Raw genomic sequence first — 19,877 nt, 5'->3', positions numbered from 1 at the left:
GGTGTGTCGTGGCGGGGGTGGTACATCACACGTCACGCGTCACACACCATGCATCACGCGTCGCAGGTCATGCATCACACGTCACACATGACACGTCGCACATGACACCTCCCCCGCCCCTCGCCCCGCCCCACCGTTCACATCGTGATCAGCATCGCCAGCATCCCGATCCCCATCGACAGCCGGCACGCCCGCGCCAGCTCCGGCCGGTCACCCCACCCGGCGCCCGAGGCGCTCCCGCCGCCGCCCGCACCAGAGTCCACCCCCACCGGCACCAGCCGTGCCCCCGACGTCAGGACGTACACCGCGAAGTAGACGAGCAGCGCGCCCGTGAGCAGCGGCACCCCCGAACTGCCGTGCGCATGCACGTGCGACGGCGAGAGCGCCGTCACGGCCGCCATGTAGACCATCGCCAGCGTCCCCACCAGGTGATGCAGATGGTGCCCGCCCGCCCGTGCCGTCGACAGCGATCGCATCGTCCACAGCGAATGCGCAGCCGCGGCCCCGAACACCGTCAGATACACCGGCCACGCCCACCCCGGCGGCGTGAACACCCCGGCCGGTACCGCCATCGCGGCCATCCCGAACCCCATCACCGCCTCGCCGCCGGCGGCCCGCCGCTGCTCCTCGTCCGCGCTGCGCATCCGCAGCAGGCAGTACGCCCCCGTCGCCGCGCACAACGCCACCAACAGCCAGCCGAGCGAAGCCGGTCCGTGCACGTGCACCTCCCCGTGCCGTGTCCTGTCGAGGCGGCCTGTCGCGCGCCGAGCCGCCCTCGTTCTGGCGTGTCCCGTCCCGTGCGTTCCGTACGAAGGGAGCGATGCCCGGGCCGGGCGGCGCGCACGCGAGCGCAGAAGTGCATGAGGGGGCGTGAAGGGGGTGGGCGACGCGCCGGGGCGGAACCGTCGCGTCCACCCGTTGACGTGAACCGCCACCTCTCCTTACGTTCGACCAGGCCGATTCGAGAAGCCGACCACCGTTCGACCTGTCGGACGCCGAGGCTTGCCGGACGGCCAGAGGCACCCGTTGGACAGCACCCGCCCCGGAGGAACCCCGTGTCACCCGAACCCGCACCCGACACCCTCCTCGTCGACCTGGCCGCCGCAACCGGCCCGTTCCACGGCGGCGCGAGCGGCACGCTCTACGGCGTCTACGGCGACGGCGTGCCCAGCCGCAACCTCATCGAGGGCATCGCGCTGCGCACGGTGTCGACGAAGGCCCAGGACGGCGTCCAGCACCCCGGCGCCGACGCCCTGGAGATCCTCCCGCCGTTCGTGCAGGCGGGCGGCAAGGAGATCTACGTCTACATCCCCGACAGCTACCGGGGCTTCCCCTACGAATGGCCCGGCGCGACCGGCGCCGAACGCCTCGCCGACCTCAAGGACCGCGTCCGCCGGCAGGTCGAACTCGCCCTGACCCTCGGCGAGTCACGCTCCCACCTGGTCTACGTCCCGTTCAACGAGCCCGAGGGCAACATGTTCGGCGACGGGGAGTTCAGCCACGACGGCGTCTCCTGGCGCACCGACCCGGCGGCCTTCTTCACCGCCTGGCGCGAAGTCCACGCCCTGATCAAGGAGTTGGACCCCCAGGCGCGCATCGCCGGCCCCAACACCTGCCTCCTCTATGACGAGGTGCGGGGCTTCCTGGAGTTCGCCAGGGACGCAGGCGTCCTGCCCGACGTGATCACCTGGCACGAACTCTCCTCACCCGGCGAGGTGCGCGGCGCGGTCGACAAGTACCGGCGGATCGAACGCGAGTTGGGCATCGGCCCGCTCCCCGTCAACATCAACGAGTACGCCCACAACTACCACCTCTCCGTGCCCGGCCAGATGATCCAGTGGATCGCCGCGATCGAGGATTACAAGGTCGACGCCGACATGGCGTACTGGAACATCGCCGGAAACCTCAACGACTCGGCTGTCGGCGCCAACCGGGCCAACGGCCAGTGGTGGCTGCTGCACGCCTACGGCACGCTCACCGGCGACACCGTCCAGGTCACCGCCCCGCACCCCGACGTCCAGTACACCCTCCAGGGCGTCGCCGTCCTCGACCGCCGACGCCGCCAGTCCCGCGTGCTGTTCGGCGGCGGCGAGGGGGCCGCCGAGATCGCCGTCACCGGCATCGACCCGGCCGTCTTCGGGACAGCCGTCCACGCCCGTCTGGAGGAGATCCCGTGGACGGGCCAACTCGGCGCCAGTGCGCAGCCGTTGCGCCTGCTGGACACTGAACTCGCCGTCACAGACGGCCGGGTGAGCCTCCCGCTGGCCGATCTCGACGCGATGTCCGCCTACCGGCTCACCCTCTCGCCCGGCGGCAACGGCGCGACGCCGCTGCCCGCGTCGATCGGCTGGCGTGCGTCGTACGAGGCCGAGGACGCGGGCCACAGCGGGGACGGCTGGACGCGGAACGGGCCCGAGGGATCGCCCGCCGACGTGGGGAAGTTCGCCACCTCCGGCGGATATCACGTGGGCGGCCTGCGTACCGGCTCCGATCTGGTGCTGAGCTTCGACGTCGAGGTGCCCGTCGACGGGGAGTACGACGTGCGGATCTACGCGAACTCCTACAACAAGGCCGACCTGGTCCGTGAACTCGGGCCCACCAACGTCTACTTGAGGGTCGACGGAGAACAGGCACGCGAACTGCTCCTGCCCGTCGGCTACCAGTGGGCCGTGTGGGGCCGCACCGACACCCGCGTCACCCTCGCCGCCGGCCGCCACAACCTCACGCTCGCCGCCCACGACCCCGACCTCGGCACCACCAGGGGCGACGCGGTGATCGACCGTCTCGACCTGGTCCTGCGCGACGGGCGGGGCGCCGAACACGCCGTGTACGAGGCGGAGTTCGCCGCGCTCGGCGAAGGTGCCCGCACCGACTTCGCGAGGCCCGGCGCCTCCGGTCCGGGGGCCGTCGTCCTGAGCCGGGGCGGGAGTGTCACCTTCTGGGTGCACGCCGAGGAGGCGGGCGAGGCAGGGGTCGCCGTGGAGCTGCTCGGCGGCCGGGGAGGGAGGCTGGCGGTCGACGGCGAGGATCTCGGAGAGCTGCGCGACGGCGTCGTACCGGTCTTTCTGGGGGGTGGCGTGAATCGGGTGACCGTGAGTGCCGGGGCGGAGGAACTCGTCGTGGACCGGCTGGTGTTGAGCGCATCGGAGGGGCGGCTGCCCGCCGTCGTCCACCAGGCCGAGGAGGGGGAGTTGACCGGGACCGCCCGGGTCACCGGCGCGTATCCGTACGCCTCCGGTGGCAAGGCGGTCGACGGGGTCGGAGGGGGTGCGGGGAACGCGCTCACGCTTACCGTCACCGCCGAGCGCGGCGGGCGGCATGCCCTCACCTTCCGGTACTCCAACGGCGAGCAGGCGCCCTCGACGCACTACAACCCCGACCCGCTGTGCCGGCACGCCGACGTGTCGGTCAACGGGGAGACGCCCCGGCGTGTGCTGTTCCCGACCACCTTCCACTTCAACAACTTCGACGATCTGTCGATCCCGGTCACCCTCAGGGAAGGCGCCAACACGCTCACCTTCACCGCCGACGAACTCCCCGATTTCGACGGGCGGTCCCGGAACGCGTACGGGCAACGGTCCGCGTACGCGCCGGTGTTGGACAACGTGACGGTGACACCGCTCGTTTGACGGGGCGTCAGTCGGTCAGGGGCTCGTAGACGCCGAACACGCCGCCCTGCGGGTCCCGGAGGACGGCGATGCGGGGGCCTTCGGGGACCGTCATCGGTGCCATCAGCGTCGCACCGCCCGAACTCGCGGCGACGGAGGCCGAGTCGGCCACGTCGCTCACCGCGAAGTAGGGGAGCCAGTGCGGGGGGACCTCGGGCGGGAAGCGGTCGTCCATGGCCAGCATGCCGCCGAAGTCCTCGCCGCCGACGCCCAGTTGGGGGTAGCGGTCGGAAGGGCGGACGGTCCAGCCGAAGACGGTCGTGTAGAAGGACTCGGCGCGGGTCGTGTCACGGGTGAGGAGTTCGGCCCAGCCGAGTGCGCCGGGGGCGTTGAAAACCCCGGCGCCCGGAAAGCTCCGGCCCTGCCAGAGCTGGAAGACCGCGCCGCCCGGATCGGCGGCGACCACGAACCGGCCGAGGTCGAACACGTCCATCGGCCCGAGGAGCACCCTCCCGCCCGCCTCACCGAGCAGACGAGCGCTGACGTCCGCGTCGGACACCGCGAACGACACACTCCAGGCGACCGGCCGCTCCGGCTGGTACAGCGGCGTCAACGCGGCCACGGCGGCCTCCCCGAGGTACGCCATCGTGTAGCCACCGGCCTCCTCCCGGGAGTCCGTCTCCGTCCGCCAGCCGAACAGCCCCTCGTAGAACCGTTTCGCCGCCTCCAGATCACTGGTCCCCAGCTCGGTCCAGCAGGGCCCGCCGGGCACGGGAGCGTCGAGCTTCATCACATTCCTCCCAAGCCCCCGAAACACCCCCTCCCAGCACGCTAAGCCCTCGCCGACACCCGGGCCATCCGGGAGCCGAGCCCTCGCCTCCCACCCGAGACCCGGGACCCGACCACCCGGGAAACCGAGCCTGCGCCCCCCCCGCCCGAGAGCGGGCCCCGCCCTGGCCACCCAGGAGGCCAAGCCTGAACCCTGGCCCTCCGAGAGGGCAAACCTGCGCCCCGCCGACTGGGAAGCCGGGCCCATGTTCCGGCGGCCCGGGAGGGCGCTCTCCCCCGCGTCCCGGCCGCTGAGGGCGGTTCCAGCCCGCTCGCGGGGCACAAGCAGACCTCCGCCCTGCGCCTCGGCAGCCCACAGCCGACAGCCGACAGCCGACAGCACCCGCACCTGGGCCCGGCCGCCGTGGGGGAGTACGCACCCGAGCCCCGGCCGTCCGGAAGCCCGCCCCGCGCCCGGCCGTCGATGAGGGGGCCCGGCCCCGCTCGCACAGCCGCTCCGCTCCCAGCCCCCTCTGCCTCCGTCCCCCCGTCTCAGATCCCCGGCCGATACCGAATCGGATGATCCGCCGGAACCTCCACCAGCACGATCGGTGTCCCGTCCGGATCGGTGATCCACATCTCGATCAGTCCCCAGGGCTCCTTCACCGGCTCGCGGACGATCGGCACGCCCTTCGCGGCCAGCTCGTCGTGGGCGGCGGAGACGTCCGGGACCTGTAGCCACAGCCGGGTCTCGGGGTCCCGGGGAGCGTCGGTGCGTCCCGCGATCTCCAGGAAGCCGCCGCCGAGGAAGTAGACCGTCCCCCGCTCGGGCCCGGTGCCGAACTCGCGGTAGACGCCGAGGCCGAGCTGTTCGCCGTAGAAGCGGCGGGCGCGCTCGGGGTCGGCGGGGTGGAGGAGGACACGGCTGCTCAGTACATGCACCATGTATCCGCACCCTACGGGAGAGCTAGGCTCGGCGACGCCCCGCCGCAAGAGCCCCACAGCACCCCAGGACGGACACGCATGACGGACCTGACCTACCGCGACGCCACCGACACCGACGTCGACGCGCTGGTGAAGCTGATCGAGTCGGCGTACCGGGGCGACGCCAGCCGGGTCGGCTGGACCACCGAGGCGGACATACTCGACGGCCGGCGCACCGACCCCGAGGGCGTGCGCGAGGTCATCGCGAAACCGGAGGGCCGGCTCCTCGTCGTCGAGCGGGCCGGCGCGGTCGTCGCCTGCTGTCAGCTCGAACACCGGGGCGAGCACGCCTACTTCGGGATGTTCGCGGTCAGCCCCGTGCTCCAGGGCGCGGGCCTCGGCAAGCTGATCATCGCGGAGGCCGAGCGGCAGGCCCGCGAGACGTGGGGCGTCACCGAGATGCACATGACCGTGATCTCGGTGCGGGAGGAGCTGATCGCCTGGTACGAGCGGCGCGGCTACCGCCGCACCGGCCGCACGAGCCCGTTCCCGTACGGGGACGAGCGGTTCGGCGTCCCGCGCCGGGCCGGTCTGGAGTTCGAGCTGCTGGTCAAGGCGCTGCCCTGACCGGGGATCAGGCGCTGCCCGGTCCCGCCGGCCGATCGAGACCCTGAACGATTCGATCAGCCGCCCACCGGATCAACGCCGTCCTCGGCTCAACTCCCCTTGATCTCCGGGTAGTCCGTCGTCACCCCGTCCAGCTCGAAGGCGCGCGCCAGCCGCAGCTGGTCCTGCGTGTTGACGACCCACGCGAGGACCCGCAGATCGTGCTTACGGGCGTGCTCGACCGTCTCCAGCGTGAGCCGGCGGATGTTGAGACAGAGTGTGCGCGCTCCCACGTCCACCGCGCGGTCGGCGATGTCCGCGCCGTAGCGCCCGCCGATCAGCGCGGTCCGCACCCCGGGCACGAGCCGCGTGATCTCGGCGAGCGCCTGGTCGTGGAACGACGACACCTCGACCCGGTCCACCAGCTCCCGCTTCAGCATGACCTCCGCGAGCGCCTGCGCGGCCTGCGCGTCCTTGATCTCCGCCTGGAGGGGCACCGAGACGGCGTCCAGGGCCTCCTCGAACGTCGGGACGCGCTCCCCGCGCCCCGCGTCGAACGCCCGCAGCTCCTGGAGCGTGTGCTCCCGGACCGGCCCGCTGCCGTCCGTCGTGCGGTCCACGTCGGCGTCGTGCATCACCACCAGCTCGCCGTCCGAGCTGAGATGCAGATCCAGCTCGATCCCGTCGAGCCCCGCCGCCTGCGCCGCCACGAACGACCGCAGCGTGTTCTCGGGCTCGACCCCCATCACCCCGCGATGTCCCATGGTCACGAACTCCAAGGCCCGTCTCGCTCTCCGTCGACGCCAGTGCGCCTCGCAGCCTAGGCCCTGCGGCCCCCTCCCCGCCGCCTCGCCCCGGCGCGCGCGGACCCCGGGAGCGGTCCCACGCGCTCGGCGGAACTCTCCGTATCGGGCGTGTACGGCAGGAAAAAATGCGGTGACCATGAGGGCGCGCAGGATAATTTCCCGAGGTTCTTCTTGCTCACGGAAATGCCATACGCATACGGTGTCCATACGCGAGGTTCTCCCGTGGAGGATGGGACATGACGGAAATTCTTGTGCGGGCGATGGCGAGGGAGGAGCTTCCTTCCGAGGTCAGGGTGGTCGAGCAGGCCGCGTGGCCGGTTCTGAAGGCCGCCGTGGAGCGCATCCGCCCCTGGCAGTCGGCGAACGGCTCGATCGACTTCGACGCCGAGGGCGCCCCGACGCACGCCGAGGCGGAGCGCGCCGTGCGCGAGGTGATCGAGGCGGTCGGGGAGCTGTCCCCGCTGCTGCCGCACGACGCGGCCTACCACCGTGCCCTCGTCGCGGACCTCACGGCCTGGGCGGAGGGCGGCTTCCCGGTCCCCGACTTCCTGGACTCGCTGCTGGCCTTCCAGCCCGCCGCCGACCGCCGCGACGGCCTCCAGCACCTCGTCGTGTTCCCCATGTACACGCAGAACGGGAACCCGGACCGCAACGTCGAGGCGGTCGTCCTGCGCATGGTCTGGCCCGACTGGCTGGCCGAGCTGGAGCGCACCCGCTACGACAACCCGCTGTTCTGCGGCATCACCTTCGAGGACTTCACCCCGGGCTACGACACCAACTCGGCCGTCCTCTTCCCGGAGACCATCGCCGTCCGCGAGGCGCCGGAACGATTCTCCTGGGGCGGTATCTTCTGCGACCGCGAGGCCGCCCGTTTCCGCCGCGTCACCGACGCCGCCGTCTCCCTCCTCGGCATCGACCTGCCCGAGGACGTCGCCGCGATGGTCCACGACCAGAAGCGCTGCGAGGAGGCGTTCGTCCTGTGGGACATGGTCCACGACCGCACCCACAGCCACGGCGACCTGCCCTTCGACCCGTTCATGATCAAGCAGCGCCAGCCGTTCTGGATGTACGGCCTCGAAGAACTCCGCTGCGACCTCACCGCCTTCAAGGAGGCCGTGAAACTCGACGCGGACGGCGTCCCGCAGGCCCGCGACGTGCAGTACGCGGTCCTCTTCGACCGCATGTTCCGCTTCCCGGTCACCGGCGACCGCGTCCGCAACTACGACGGCCTCGGCGGGCAGCTCCTCTTCGCCTACCTGCACCGCAACGACGTCGTCCGCTGGACCGACAACAAGCTGCACATCGACTGGGAGCGCGCGCCGAAGGTCACCAACGACCTGTGCGCCGAGATCGAGAAGCTCTACAAGGACGGCATCGACCGCCCCAAGCTCGTCCACTGGTTCGCCGGGTACGACCTGGTCGCCCGCTATCTCTCCCCGCACCCGGCGTCCAAGTGGGCCAAGGGCCCCGACGCCCTCGACCTCTCCCAGCCGCCGCGCAGGCTGGTGGACGACGTGCTGCCGGACGAGTTTCCGCTGAGCATGTTCTATGAGGCACTGGCGAAGAAGCTGAAGAGTGTGATCGCCTCCTCCAAGGGGATCACCGCCGCCAGTGTGGAGCGCACGGCCGCGTGAGCGGTGGCGCGGCGGCGGACGGCAAGAGCGTGGACGACAAGAGCGAGGCGAGGAACATGGGCAACGGGACGCTGAGCGGTGCGGTGATCGTGGTCGCCGGTGCCGGCGGGCCCGCCGGGCAGGCGACGGTGATGCGGCTGGCCGAGGCGGGGGCGACCGTCGTGGGCGCCGACAACGACGCGGAACGCCTCGCGGCGGCCGTGGACGCGGCCCGGTACGCCCACGGCGGCGCGACCGTCGTCGGCGACACCGTCGACCTGCTGGACCTGGAGACCACCCGGAGCTGGGCCGAGCGCACGGAGAAGGAGTTCGGGCGCGTCGACGGCGTCGTCCACCTCGTCGGCGGCTGGCGCGGCAGCGAGACCTTCACCAAGACCAGCCTCGACGACTGGGACTTCCTGGAGCTGCTGCTCATCCGCACCGTGCAGCACACCTCCCTGGCCTTCCACGAGGCGCTCCAGCGCAGCGACCGGGGCCGGTACGTCCTGATCAGCGCCGCCGGCGCGAGCGCCCCCACTGCGGGCAACGCCGCGTACGCCGCGGGCAAGGCCGCCGCCGAGGCGTGGACGCTGGCCCTCGCCGACTACTTCCGCAAGGCCGGCGGCGAGGAGGGCCCGACCTCCGCCGCCGCGATCCTGGTCGTCAAGGCGCTCGTGCACGACGCGATGCGCGCCGAGCGGCCCAACGCCAGGTTCGCGGGCTTCACCGACGTCAAGGACCTCGCCGAGGCCGTCGCCGGAGTCTGGGAGCGGTCCGCCGCCGAAGTGAACGGACAGCGCCTGTGGCTCACCGAGCAGCCGTGAACCCTCCGAAGACCGACGCCCGCCGCCACCACGACCCCGAGGTCCGGGGCTTCGCCAGCGACAACTACGCGGGCGCCCACCCGGAGGTGATGGCCGCCCTCGCGCTCGCCAACGGCGGCCACCAGGTCGCCTACGGCGAGGACGACTACACCGAGCACCTCCAGTCGGTGATCCGCAGCCACTTCGGCCCCACGGCCGAGGCGTTCCCCGTCTTCAACGGCACCGGCGCCAACGTCGTCGCGCTCCAGGCCGTCACCGACCGCTGGGGCGCCGTGATCTGCGCGGAGAGCGCCCACATCAACGTCGACGAGGGCGGCGCGCCCGAACGCATGGGCGGCCTGAAGCTGCTCACCGTCCCCACCCCGGACGGCAAGCTGACGCCCGAGCTGATCGACCGGCAGGCGTACGGCTGGGAGGACGAGCACCGCGCGATGCCGCAGGTCGTCTCGATCACCCAGTCCACCGAACTCGGCACCCTCTACACGCCGGACGAGATCCGCGCGATCTGCGACCACGCGCACGCGCGCGGGATGCGCGTCCACCTCGACGGCTCGCGGATAGCCAACGCGGCGGCCTCCCTCGACGTCCCCATGCGGACGTTCACCAACGCCGTCGGCGTCGACATCCTCTCCCTGGGCGGCACGAAGAACGGCGCGCTGTTCGGCGAAGCGGTCGTCGTGATCAATCAGGACGCCGTCCGGCAGATGAAGCACCTGCGCAAGCTGTCCATGCAGCTCGCCTCCAAGATGCGGTTCGTCTCCGTGCAGTTGGAGGCGCTGCTCGCCAAGGATCTCTGGCTGCGCAACGCCCGGCACGCCAACGAGATGGCCCAGCGCCTCGCCGAGGGCGTCCGCGCGGTGCACGGCGTCGAGATCCTCTACCCGGTCCAGGCCAACGGGGTCTTCGCGAGCCTCCCGCACGACGTGAGCGTCCGCCTCCAGGAGAGGTTCCGGTTCTACTTCTGGGACGAGGCGGCCGGGGTCGTGCGCTGGATGTGCTCCTTCGACACGTCCGAGGACGACGTGGACGAGTTCGTGGCGGCGCTGAAGGAGGAGATGGCGCGCTGAGAGGCCGGTCGACTGTCGCTGCATAAGTATGCGTGTGAGCGTAAAAGAATTGACGATCGGGCAGGTGAGTTCCTATCCTCAACAGGCATGGAGCTGATCCAGAACACCCCCGACCTGTCCGCGTACCTCGCGGCCGACGAGGTCGTCGACCACCACCATCCCGTCGTACGGCAGACCGCCGCCCGGCTCGCCGCAGACGTACCCGACTCGTATGCCTATGCACAGGCCGCGTTCGAGTACGTCCGTGACGAGATCCCCCACTCCCAGGACGCCCAGGACCCCCGTGTCACCTGGCGCGCCTCCGACGTCCTGGAGCGGCGCACCGGCATCTGCCACGCCAAGGCGCACGCCCTCGCGGCCCTCCTGCGCGCCGAGGACATCCCCACCGCCCTCTGCTACCAGCTCCTGCGCGCCGACGACACCCCCGGGCACGTCGTCCACGGCCTGATCGCCGTCCGCTTCAAGGGCGCCTGGCACCGACAGGACCCCCGCGGCAACAAGCCGGGGGTGAACGCGCAGTTCTCCCTCACGGGGGAGCGACTGGCCTGGGTACCGGATGCCCGGGAGGGCGAGTTCGACTACCCGACCCTCTATGCGGAGCCCCATCCGGTCGTCCTGGAAGCGCTCCGAGCGGCCCCCGACCGCACGACCCTGTGGCGCACGCTGCCTACCGCGTTGCGTCACCCCGAGGAGCCGGAGGACGGCGTCGGCGGGCCGCGGCCCACGCCCTGAGCGCCACCACGGCCGCGAACACGCCCGCGCCCCCGGCACAGCCGTACGCCCACGAGGTCAGCCCCTGGAGCGCCGTGATCAGCGCGCACACCAGGGCGCCGACGAGGAGGACGATCAGCGAGAAGGTCTCCCAGCCGAACGTCCCGCTCTCCTGGGCGACCCGTTCGTCGAACTCCTCGCCCGTCTCCGCCTCGTAGCGGCGCAGCATCTGCGTCAGGTGTTCCACAGAGCCCGGTTCAGGCTCGGAGTTGCCCTGGCGACGACGTCGCGCAGGACGGAGACGGAAGCGGTCCCGCGCTGCCATCCGGACCTCCGCTCTCAGGCCAGTGCCAGTGTCGCGCCCAGTATGTCGGCCAGGCACTGGAGCAGGCGGACATGGGCGACGGTCAGATCGCCGGCACCGGGGGCGTCGACGGCGAGCACGCCGAACTCCCGGTCGCCCGCGATCACCGGTACGGCGATCACGGACCGGTATTCGGTGCTCAGCGGTCGCAGGACGCTGACCAGTCCGGTGGCCGTCCCCGCGTGGAAGGCCGTACGCGGCTGGAGGATGCCGTGCAGGAAGTGGCCGCCGTCCTGGCCGTCGACGATGAGGCGAGGCGGCGTCGGCCGGCCGGCCCAGTCCTGGGGTTCGCGGGTGAACCGGTGGTTCGTACCGGCCTGGAACCGGTAGAACGCGCTGCGGGCCGTGGGCAGGCCCGCCGAGTCGATGGGCGCCGTCAGCGTCACCGCCCCGGTCAGGACCGACCGCAGCACCGTCTTGAGGTCGTCGCGCTGCGCGTCGGTCAGCGCGGTCGGAGGGGTCGCCCCGGTGGCGCCGTACGCGTCCGCATGCTCCTTGGCGAGGTGCCCGAGCGGCGCGGACATCTGCGCGAGGACGTTGTTGTAGAGGAGGCGGAGCTGGGCCGCCGTACGGACCGCCTCGTTGCGCGCCTTGTTCTTCTCGCGTTCGTTGAGGACGGTCTCGCTCGCGGTGACCAGGACGACCATCACGGCCAGGGCCATGCCCAGCCACAGTGCGAGGTCCTGGTAGTCGGACTCGTTGTCACCGGCCACGACGGACGCGGTGAAGACGGCCGCGGCGAGAAGGCTCGACATGCTCAGCAGCGAGACCTTCAGCCAGTACTTGCCCAGCCAGTTCATCCCGCCCCTGGGTGCGCCGGAGGACGGCGCCGGTCGCCACCCGGAGCGGGAGACGCCCGGGTAGCGGTGCTGGTTCCGGTTCCGGCCGGGTCAGCGGGTCTCGGCTGCCTTCAGCTGCTCCGGGGTCGGGGCCGTGCCGCCGAGGTGGGCCGGCATCCACCAGGTGTCGCTCGCGTTCTTGGGGCGGACCGGGTAGGCGCGCTGGGCGGCCTCCAGGAGCTCCTGGACGCGCTCGCGGACCTGGCGGGTGATGGCGCCCGCGTACTTGTCCTTGGAGGCTTCGAGGGCCTCGCCGACGCGGATCGTGATCGGGATGTGGCTGCGCTTGAAGTTGCGGGGCTGGCCCTTCGTCCAGAGGCGCTGGGTGCCCCAGACGGCCATCGGGATCAGCGGGACGCCCGCTTCCTGGGCGAGCCGCGCGGCGCCGGACTTGAACGTCTTCAGGGTGAAGGACTGGGAGATGGTGGCCTCGGGGAAGACGCCGACGATCTCACCGGAGCGCAGGGAGGCCAGCGCGTGCTGGTAGGCGGCCTCGCCCTGCTTGCGGTCCACCGGGATGTGCTTCATGTTGCGCATCAACGGACCGGAGACGCGGTGCCGGAAGACCGACTCCTTGGCCATGAAGCGCACCAGCCGCTTCTGCGGGAGCGCCGCCAGGCCGTCGAAGATGAAGTCCAGGTAGCTGATGTGGTTGCTCACCAGCACAGCACCGCCCGACCGCGGGATGTTCTCCGAGCCCCGAAGGTCGATCTTGAGGTCCCAGACCTTGAAAAGGGTCTGCGCGAGACCGATTGCGGGACGGTAGACAAGCTCTGCCATGGGTGAGGCGGACCCTTCCTTCACTCGGCCTGGGAAGGGGAACTCCCGGCGGGCAAGTTACGCAGCCGTAGGTTTACGGCATGTCGCAGATCGTGCCCCAAGAACGTGCGGCGGGCCAGTCCTGGTTCCCGGCGGAGTCGGAGATTCTCGTCACGTCCACACCTTGATCCACCTCGGGCTTTGATCCTTTCTTTACTCCGCGCGGACCGCGACGCGCCGGACGAGCAGGTACATCTCGCAGCCCAGGCAGTACCCGAACGCCGCGTTGAGGAACGCCGCCGCCAACGCGAGCCCCGTGGCGGCGAGTCCCAGCCACTCCACACCCAGGCCGAATCCGGCCAGCCCGACGCCCGCGAACAGCAGCCCCACGGCCTGCGCGAACCTCGGCGGCTCCGGCGCCTCGAACTCCGACGGAGGCCCGAGCCGGGGCCGTACGAGGGTCCTGAAGGCCCAGCCGTAGGGCGAGCGGGCCACTCCGCCCGCCGCGCCCAGCGCGAACGCCAGCGTCTGCCAGGCGAGGAGCCAGGCGCTGCCGGTGATCAGGACGACCGCCAGAACGACGGTCGTGACGGCCGCGCCGAAGCGGGGCCCGCGTGCGTCGATGTCCATGAATCCAGCATTCCGCACCGGAAATCCCCTGAGGAGTCGGGAATGTTTGCAGTCTCGTGAACGCTTGAGCAGCAGATGACCGGACTCATGGTGTGCGTGGCGGTGCTCGCGGCGGCGAGCGCCTACGGAGTGCTGCACAGGCGGCGCGGCGGGAGGGTGCGCGTGCGTGGACGCGACGACGGCAGACGGCTCGACGTCGGCCGGCTCGGCGGCGAACTCGGCGAGCGGGCCACCCTCGTCCAGTTCTCCAGCGCCTTCTGCGCCCCCTGCCGGGCGACGAGGCGCACTCTCGGGGAAGTGGCCGAAATGGTCCCCGGCGTCGCCCACATAGAGATCGACGCGGAGAAACACCTCGACCTCGTGCGCGAACTCGACATCCTCAAGACGCCGACGGTGCTGGTCCTCGACGCCGCCGGGAACGTCGTACGGCGTGCCAGCGGGCAGCCGCGCAAGGCGGACGTCATCGCCGCGCTGGGGGAGGCGGTGTGACGGAGCGGCAGCTTCCAGATCCCGGAACGCCCTTGACTGGACATGCCACCTATCGTCAGCCTGACGTCATGCCTGAGGAACTCCTTCTCTACGGACGGGTCCACGTCGACCTGGCCCGGAGCACCGCGAGCGCACGCTGTCCGGGCCGCTGAGCACCCCGGACCCAGCTCGTCACTTCTTCCCGAAGGACAACCCGATGACGGCCTCGCCCGACCTCGCCGCCGCTCAGCTCGCCTCCCCCGACCTCCTGCGCTCCGTCTTCCGCCGGCACGCCGCCGGTGTGGCCGTGATCACGGCCACCGGTGAGGACGGTCCCGTCGGATTCACCGCCACCTCCCTCACCTCCGTCTCCGCCGAGCCCGCCCTGCTCTCCTTCGGTATCGGTGTCGGCGCCTCCAGTTGGCCCGCGGTGTCCCGCGCCAGGCATGTCGGGGTGCACATACTCGGCGAGCACCAGACCGACCTCGCCGCCACCTTCGCCCGCAGCGGCGCCGACCGCTTCGGCGCCCCCACCTCCTGGCACGAGGGCCCCGAGGGGGTGCCCGTGCTGGACGACGTCCTCGCCTGGCTCGTCTGCCGCGTGCACACGCGCGTGCCCGCCGGGGACCACCGCATCGTGCTCGCGGAGGTCGTTCTCGGCGACCCCACGCGCGCGGGACGACCGTTGCTGTACCACCAGGGGCGGTTCAACGCGCTGCGTGACTGAGATCGCTCTCCCGCCCTCCTGCGGGACCGTCGAGTTCCGGTTACGCTGCGTTGCGAAGGTCACAGTTCAAAGCGCTTGCTTAGCGGGCATGAACTGGTTGTACTGGTGAGTAATATTCCGGACGGAGGCGGGCCGCCCCCGATCGGGAACGGCCTCTTCAGGCGCCTATGCTGCCTGTAAGTAGGCAGCCGAGAACTGACGATGCAGTAGGAGAGCCGGCGTGAGCTTGAGGATCGTTGTCACTGTGAAGTACGTGCCCGACGCCACCGGCGACCGGCACTTCGCCGATGACCTGACCGTCGACCGTGACGACGTGGACGGTCTGCTCTCCGAGCTCGACGAGTACGCGGTCGAACAGGCTCTCCAGATCTCCGAGAACTCGGACGACGACGTCGAGGTCACCGTGTTGACGGTCGGCCCCGAGGACGCCAAGGACGCCCTGCGCAAGGCCCTCTCCATGGGCGCCGACAAGGCGATCCACGTCGAGGACGACGACCTGCACGGCACCGACGTCATCGGCACCTCCCTGGTGCTCGCCAAGGCCATCGAGAAGGCCGGCTTCGACCTGGTCGTCTCCGGCATGGCCTCCACCGACGGCGGCGGCGGTGTCGTCCCGGCCCTGCTGGCCGAGCGCCTCGGCGTCCCGCAGGTCACCCTGCTCTCCCAGGTCGAGGTCGAGGACGGCGTCGTCAAGGGCCGCCGCGACGGCGACGCCGCCTCGGAGCAGCTGGAGGCGTCCCTGCCGGCCGTCGTGTCCGTCACCGACCAGTCGGGCGAGGCGCGTTACCCGTCCTTCAAGGGCATCATGGCCGCCAAGAAGAAGCCGGTCGAGTCCTGGGACCTGTCCGACCTCGACATCGAGGCCGAGGAGGTCGGCCTGGACGGCGCCTGGACCAAGGTCGACGACGCGACCGCGCGTCCGGCGCGCACCGCCGGCACGATCGTCAAGGACGAGGGCGAGGGCGGCAAGCAGCTTGCCGAGTTCCTCGCGGGCCAGAAGTTCATCTAGGCCCCTTGCGTGGGGCGGAGGTTCATCCGCGCCCCTTGCCGACCGCCCTTCAACTTCGTTTCGCAGGAGAGCATTCCCATGGCTGAAGTCCTCGTCTACGTCGACCACGCGGACGGCGCCGTCCGCAAGCCCACCCTTGAGCTGCTGACGCTCGCGCGCCGCATCGGCGAGCCCGTCGCCGTCGCGCTGGGCGCCGGTGCCGCCGACACGGCCGCCGTCCTCGCCGAGCACGGCGCGGTCCGCGTCCTGACGCACGACGCGTCCGAGTACGCCGACTACCTCGTCGTCCCCAAGGTCGACGCCCTCCAGGCCGCCCACGCCGCCGTCTCCCCGGCCGCCGTGCTGGTCTCCTCCTCCGCCGAGGGCAAGGAGATCGCCGCCCGCCTCGCGCTGCGCATCGAGGCCGGTCTGATCACCGACGCGACCGACCTGGAGGCCGGTGACGAGGGCCCGGTGGCGACGCAGTCCGTGTTCGCCGCGTCCTTCACCACCAGGTCCCGCGCCGTCAAGGGCACCGCGGTCATCACCGTCAAGCCCAACTCCGCCGCCGTCGAGGCCGCCCCGGCCGCCGGCGCCGTCGAGGCCCTGGACGTGTCGTTCTCCGCCGCCGCGACCGGCACGAAGGTCACCGGCCGCACCCCGCGCGAGTCGACCGGCCGTCCGGAGCTGACCGAGGCCGCGATCGTCGTCTCCGGCGGCCGTGGCGTCAACGGCTCCGAGAACTTCGCGATCATCGAGGCCCTCGCGGACTCCCTCGGCGCGGCCGTCGGCGCCTCCCGCGCGGCCGTCGACGCCGGCTGGTACCCGCACACCAACCAGGTCGGCCAGACCGGCAAGTCCGTCTCGCCGCAGCTCTACATCGCCAACGGCATCTCCGGCGCGATCCAGCACCGCGCGGGCATGCAGACGTCCAAGACGATCGTCGCGGTCAACAAGGACCCCGAGGCCCCGATCTTCGACCTCGTCGACTACGGCGTCGTCGGCGACCTCTTCGACGTCGTCCCGCAGCTCACCGAGGAGATCAACACCCGCAAGGGCTGATCCCCGAGCGGTACTCGCGAGGCCCCGTGACCGGCGTTCCCGGTCGCGGGGCCTCCTTGCCTTCCGGGGCCTACGCCAGATCCACGTCCGCGCACACCGGGAGGTGGTCGCTCGGGTACTGGCCCCCGCGCGTGTACGTGTCCACCCAGGCCCGGCGGGCGCGTATCCCCGGGGTGGCCAGCACCCAGTCGATGCGCCGGCCGTCCGCCACGAGCCCCCGGTAGTTGTGGAACGTCCCGAACGACGGCCCGCGCGTGAGGGCGCTGTCCCACGTGTCGACGAGCCCGCCGTCCACCAGGGTGTCGTACACCTCGTTCTGGTGGGCCGCGGCGTTGAAGTCCCCGATCAGCAGCGCGGGGAGGCGGAGCGCGGCCATGCGGTCGGCGATCAGGGACGCGGCACGCGCGCGTGCGTACTGGCTGCGGTGGTCCAGGTGCGTGTTCAGGACGTAGAACTCCCGGCCGGGACCCAGTCGGTCCCGGAACCGCACCCAGGTGCACATCCGGACGAACGCCGCGCCCCAGGTGTTCGACGTCAGGTCGTCCGGCGTGTCGGAGAGGGCGTACGTGCCGTGCGAGACGGGCCGCAGGCGCGCGGTGTCGTAGTAGACGGCCAGCGACTCGTCCTCGGTACGGCCCTCGAGTCCCGTACCGATCCACGCGTACCGCGGTCCGAGGTCGGCGGCGATGTCCAGGATCTGCCCGTCCACGCCCTCCTGGGTGCCGACGACGGACGGGGCCGCCCGCAGGAGGAGTTCCCGGGTCACGGGGCGGCGCGCGGCCCAGCTGTTGGGCTCTCGGGTGCTGGCGAAACGGAGGTTGAAGGTCATGACCTTCAGCGGGGGAGCGGGCTGCACGGGCCGGGGCCGCACGGACGGTCCGGGAGAGCCGGCGCGGTCGACGTGGGCCTGCGAGGCCCCGACCGTGCCCAGCAGCGGGACGGCCACGGCCGCCGCCACCGCGGTCCGTAACCCCGTGCGCCGCGTCACTCCGGTGGTGCCCGTCATGTGCGCCCCCTCCCCTTGGGGATCAGGATGAGGGCGCGAACCGCCGGGCGAAAGAGGGTCCCGGTGAAGAAGAGGATCAGTGGGGGTGAACCGCTGGAGGGGGTAGGAACGATGAAGGGGTACGAGGTGGTCCGCGGCGGGGCGGGCCGCTCCGTGGACGGGGTGTTGACCTGCGGGAAGATCCGTTGTTGGCTTCCGTCGCTGGAGTGTTGATTCCGTAGAGCGGAAAACAGGAGGGTGCGGGATGGGGCAAGGGCAGCAGGAGCCGGTCGTGACGAGCCTGGGGCGCGCCGTCGGCGAGGAGATCGGCGCCCGCCTCGCCCCGGTCGACGAGGAACTGGCCCGCCGCTACCCCGGCGACCCCGGCACCCGCCAGCCCGTCCACACCGTCTACGTCCCCGGTGACGCCTTCGCCGCCGACACGGTCCGCACCTGGGGCGACCGCGCGCTCGCCGCCCTCGACGAACACGCCCCGGACGCCGCCTCCTTCGCCGCCGTACTGGGCCTCGCCGACGACCTCGCCGAAGCCGTCCACGCACGCGTGCGCGCCAAGCTGGAGCGCGAACCGGTGGAAGACCTGCGGATCGACTTCGAGGACGGCTACGGCCCCCGCCCCGACGCCGAGGAGGACCGGCACGCCGCGCGGGCGGCCCGCCTCGTCGCCGCGGCGCACCGGGACGGCACCGCCGTGCCGTACACCGGCATCCGCATGAAGTGCATGGAGGCCGCCGTCCGCGACCGGGGCATCCGCACCCTCGACATCTACCTCAGCGGCCTCGTCGAAGCGGGCGGACTGCCCGAGGGGCTCACCCTCACCCTCCCCAAGGTGACCTACCCCGAGCAGGTCACCGCCATGGTCCGGCTCCTGGAGGCGTTCGAGAGGGCGCGCGGCCTCGAAACCGGGCGGATCGGCTTCGAGATCCAGATCGAGACCAGCCAGGCCGTCCTCGCCGCCGACGGCACCGCGACCGTCGCCCGCATGATCGACGCCGCCGAGGGCCGCGCCACCGGCCTGCACTACGGCACCTTCGACTACAGCGCCTCCCTCGGCGTCTCCGCCGCCCACCAGGCCAGCGACCACCCCGTCGCCGACCACGCCAAGGCCGTCATGCAGGTCGCCGCCGCGGGCACCGGCGTACGCGTCTGCGACGGCTCCACGAACGTCCTGCCGGTCGGCCCCACCGAGCAGGTCCACGCCGCCTGGCGCCTGCACTACGGGCTGACCCGGCGCGCCCTCGCCCGCGCCTACTACCAGGGCTGGGACATGCACCCCGGCCACCTCCCCACCCGGTACGCCGCGGTTTTCGCCTTCTACCGCGAGGGGTTCGCCCAGGCCGCCGCCCGCCTCTCCCGCTACGCCAGCCGCACCACCGGGGACGTCATGGACGAACCGGCCACCGCCAAGGCGCTCGGAGGATACCTGCTGCGCGGACTGGACTGCGGGGCGCTGGACGCGGAGGAGGTGGCGGAGGCGAGCGGGCTCACGCGCGGGGAGCTGGAGGGGTTCGCGGGGCGGCGGAAGGCGGGGTGAGGGGCCGGCCGGTGGCCCCGGGAGGGGGCGGTGGTGCTGAAGTGGCGCCGGAACTCGGCTTGTTCACGTGCCGTGGCCCCCGGGCGGCGGGACCGGCCGGCCCGAGGGACCGGCCGGTGGTGCCGCACGCCGCCGAGGGCTACTCCTCGTTGCTGTACGGGCGGGTGATGATCTCCATCGCGTGACCGGACGGGTCCATGAAGTACAGGCCACGGCCGCCGTAGTAGTGGTTGATCCGGCCCGACCGCCTCGCGTGCGGATCGTCGAAGTACTCGATCCCCGCCTCCTCGATCCGGGCGAAGGCCGCGTCGAACTCCTCGTCGGAGATGAGGAAGGCGTAGTGCTGCATGGTGATGGACTCCGCCGGTACGGTCAGGAAGTCCAGCGTCACACCGTTCGCGGTGCCGACGGGGAGGAACGGGCCGAGCTGCGGGCCGACCTTCAGCCCGAGGATGTCCGCGAGGAAGTGCGCGGACTTCTCCTGGTCCAGGGAGTGCACGATGGTGTGGTTCAGTTCTACCGACATATGTGGAATGCCTCCGTCAGGCAATCTCACGGGCGCCTCCATGCCGCACC

At 71.4% G+C, this 19,877-nt stretch carries 21 protein-coding genes; 11 read left to right on the top strand and 10 right to left on the bottom strand.

The window, feature by feature from the left end:
* Positions 1-137: 137 nt before the first annotated feature.
* The gene (locus ABZX85_RS13815) at positions 138-719 is read right to left on the bottom strand and encodes a DUF5134 domain-containing protein (protein WP_355866484.1); all 582 of its coding nucleotides are present in this window, start codon (positions 717-719) and stop codon (positions 138-140) included.
* Positions 720-1,055: 336 nt separating this feature from the next.
* On the opposite strand from ABZX85_RS13815, the gene ABZX85_RS13810 reads away from it, so the two are divergent.
* Positions 1,056-3,629, top strand: coding sequence for a cellulosome protein (locus tag ABZX85_RS13810; protein ID WP_355866482.1), 2,574 nt, complete (start codon positions 1,056-1,058; stop codon positions 3,627-3,629).
* Positions 3,630-3,636: 7 nt separating this feature from the next.
* Here the strand turns inward: ABZX85_RS13810 and ABZX85_RS13805 are convergent, their stop codons facing one another.
* Positions 3,637-4,398, bottom strand: a complete 762-nt coding sequence (locus ABZX85_RS13805; protein ID WP_355866479.1) for a VOC family protein — start codon at positions 4,396-4,398, stop codon at positions 3,637-3,639.
* A gap of 530 nt (positions 4,399-4,928) precedes the next feature.
* Positions 4,929-5,321, bottom strand: coding sequence for a VOC family protein (locus ABZX85_RS13800; RefSeq protein ID WP_355866476.1), 393 nt, complete (start codon positions 5,319-5,321; stop codon positions 4,929-4,931).
* 78 nt (positions 5,322-5,399) lie between these two features.
* Here ABZX85_RS13800 and ABZX85_RS13795 point away from each other — a divergent pair, with 78 nt between their 5' ends.
* Positions 5,400-5,927 (top strand): GNAT family N-acetyltransferase, encoded by a 528-nt coding sequence (locus ABZX85_RS13795; protein ID WP_355866473.1) that lies wholly within the window; start codon positions 5,400-5,402, stop codon positions 5,925-5,927.
* An 89-nt stretch (positions 5,928-6,016) separates the two neighbouring features.
* Here ABZX85_RS13795 and ABZX85_RS13790 read toward each other — a convergent pair whose 3' ends face one another.
* On the bottom strand, positions 6,017-6,685 hold the full coding sequence (locus ABZX85_RS13790) for a glycerophosphodiester phosphodiesterase family protein (RefSeq protein WP_355866471.1): 669 nt from the start codon (positions 6,683-6,685) through the stop codon (positions 6,017-6,019).
* Positions 6,686-6,948: 263 nt separating this feature from the next.
* Between ABZX85_RS13790 and ABZX85_RS13785 the strand changes: the two genes are divergently transcribed.
* The 4 genes from ABZX85_RS13785 (at position 6,949) to ABZX85_RS13770 (ending at position 10,948) form a co-directional block, all read left to right on the top strand.
* Positions 6,949-8,346 (top strand): DUF6421 family protein, encoded by a 1,398-nt coding sequence (locus ABZX85_RS13785; protein WP_355866468.1) that lies wholly within the window; start codon positions 6,949-6,951, stop codon positions 8,344-8,346.
* Between the two features lie 56 nt (positions 8,347-8,402).
* Positions 8,403-9,149 (top strand): SDR family NAD(P)-dependent oxidoreductase, encoded by a 747-nt coding sequence (locus ABZX85_RS13780; RefSeq protein ID WP_355866715.1) that lies wholly within the window; start codon positions 8,403-8,405, stop codon positions 9,147-9,149.
* A complete protein-coding gene (locus tag ABZX85_RS13775) occupies positions 9,146-10,216 on the top strand; it encodes a low specificity L-threonine aldolase (protein ID WP_355866465.1) in 1,071 nt (356 codons plus the stop codon). Before ABZX85_RS13780 ends, ABZX85_RS13775 begins: the two co-directional genes overlap by 4 nt.
* An 87-nt stretch (positions 10,217-10,303) precedes the next feature.
* Positions 10,304-10,948: a transglutaminase family protein gene (locus tag ABZX85_RS13770; protein WP_355866462.1), complete on the top strand. Its 645-nt coding sequence runs from the start codon at positions 10,304-10,306 to the stop codon at positions 10,946-10,948.
* Here the strand turns inward: ABZX85_RS13770 and ABZX85_RS13765 are convergent.
* The 4 genes from ABZX85_RS13765 to ABZX85_RS13750 all read right to left on the bottom strand — a co-directional run bounded on the left by ABZX85_RS13765 (position 10,884) and on the right by ABZX85_RS13750 (position 13,519).
* Complete coding sequence (locus ABZX85_RS13765) at positions 10,884-11,174, bottom strand: hypothetical protein (RefSeq protein ID WP_355866459.1); 291 nt, start codon at positions 11,172-11,174, stop codon at positions 10,884-10,886. The two genes, ABZX85_RS13770 and ABZX85_RS13765, sit on opposite strands and share 65 nt — an antisense overlap.
* Positions 11,175-11,266: 92 nt before the next feature.
* Positions 11,267-12,091: a GAF domain-containing protein gene (locus ABZX85_RS13760; RefSeq protein WP_355866456.1), complete on the bottom strand. Its 825-nt coding sequence runs from the start codon at positions 12,089-12,091 to the stop codon at positions 11,267-11,269.
* 90 nt (positions 12,092-12,181) lie between these two features.
* Entirely contained in the window at positions 12,182-12,910 is a 729-nt protein-coding gene (locus ABZX85_RS13755) for a lysophospholipid acyltransferase family protein (protein WP_355866453.1), read from the bottom strand.
* Between the two features lie 192 nt (positions 12,911-13,102).
* Positions 13,103-13,519 (bottom strand): DUF4395 domain-containing protein, encoded by a 417-nt coding sequence (locus ABZX85_RS13750; RefSeq protein WP_355866450.1) that lies wholly within the window; start codon positions 13,517-13,519, stop codon positions 13,103-13,105.
* A 75-nt stretch (positions 13,520-13,594) separates the two neighbouring features.
* Here ABZX85_RS13750 and ABZX85_RS13745 point away from each other — a divergent pair, with 75 nt between their 5' ends.
* The 4 genes from ABZX85_RS13745 (at position 13,595) to ABZX85_RS13730 (ending at position 16,764) form a co-directional block, all read left to right on the top strand.
* A complete protein-coding gene (locus ABZX85_RS13745) occupies positions 13,595-14,008 on the top strand; it encodes a thioredoxin family protein (protein ID WP_355866447.1) in 414 nt (137 codons plus the stop codon).
* A 196-nt stretch (positions 14,009-14,204) separates the two neighbouring features.
* The gene (locus tag ABZX85_RS13740; protein WP_355866444.1) at positions 14,205-14,714 is read left to right on the top strand and encodes a flavin reductase family protein; all 510 of its coding nucleotides are present in this window, start codon (positions 14,205-14,207) and stop codon (positions 14,712-14,714) included.
* 220 nt (positions 14,715-14,934) lie between these two features.
* Positions 14,935-15,723: an electron transfer flavoprotein subunit beta/FixA family protein gene (locus ABZX85_RS13735; protein ID WP_355866441.1), complete on the top strand. Its 789-nt coding sequence runs from the start codon at positions 14,935-14,937 to the stop codon at positions 15,721-15,723.
* A gap of 78 nt (positions 15,724-15,801) precedes the next feature.
* Entirely contained in the window at positions 15,802-16,764 is a 963-nt protein-coding gene (locus ABZX85_RS13730; RefSeq protein WP_355866439.1) for an electron transfer flavoprotein subunit alpha/FixB family protein, read from the top strand.
* A 70-nt stretch (positions 16,765-16,834) separates the two neighbouring features.
* On the opposite strand, the gene ABZX85_RS13725 is transcribed toward ABZX85_RS13730, so the two are convergent.
* A complete protein-coding gene (locus ABZX85_RS13725) occupies positions 16,835-17,770 on the bottom strand; it encodes an endonuclease/exonuclease/phosphatase family protein (protein WP_355866436.1) in 936 nt (311 codons plus the stop codon).
* 244 nt (positions 17,771-18,014) lie between these two features.
* Between ABZX85_RS13725 and ABZX85_RS13720 the strand changes: the two genes are divergently transcribed.
* Positions 18,015-19,301 (top strand): aldolase/citrate lyase family protein, encoded by a 1,287-nt coding sequence (locus tag ABZX85_RS13720; protein ID WP_355866433.1) that lies wholly within the window; start codon positions 18,015-18,017, stop codon positions 19,299-19,301.
* 139 nt (positions 19,302-19,440) lie between these two features.
* On the opposite strand, the gene ABZX85_RS13715 is transcribed toward ABZX85_RS13720, so the two are convergent.
* Entirely contained in the window at positions 19,441-19,827 is a 387-nt protein-coding gene (locus ABZX85_RS13715; RefSeq protein ID WP_355866430.1) for a VOC family protein, read from the bottom strand.
* Between the last annotated feature and the right edge of the window lie 50 nt (positions 19,828-19,877).

Source organism: Streptomyces sp. NPDC004539 (genome assembly GCF_040610055.1).
Classification (GTDB): domain Bacteria; phylum Actinomycetota; class Actinomycetes; order Streptomycetales; family Streptomycetaceae; genus Streptomyces.
Note: the sequence above shows the minus strand (reverse complement) of the source record. Positions and strands in the feature narration are given on the sequence as shown.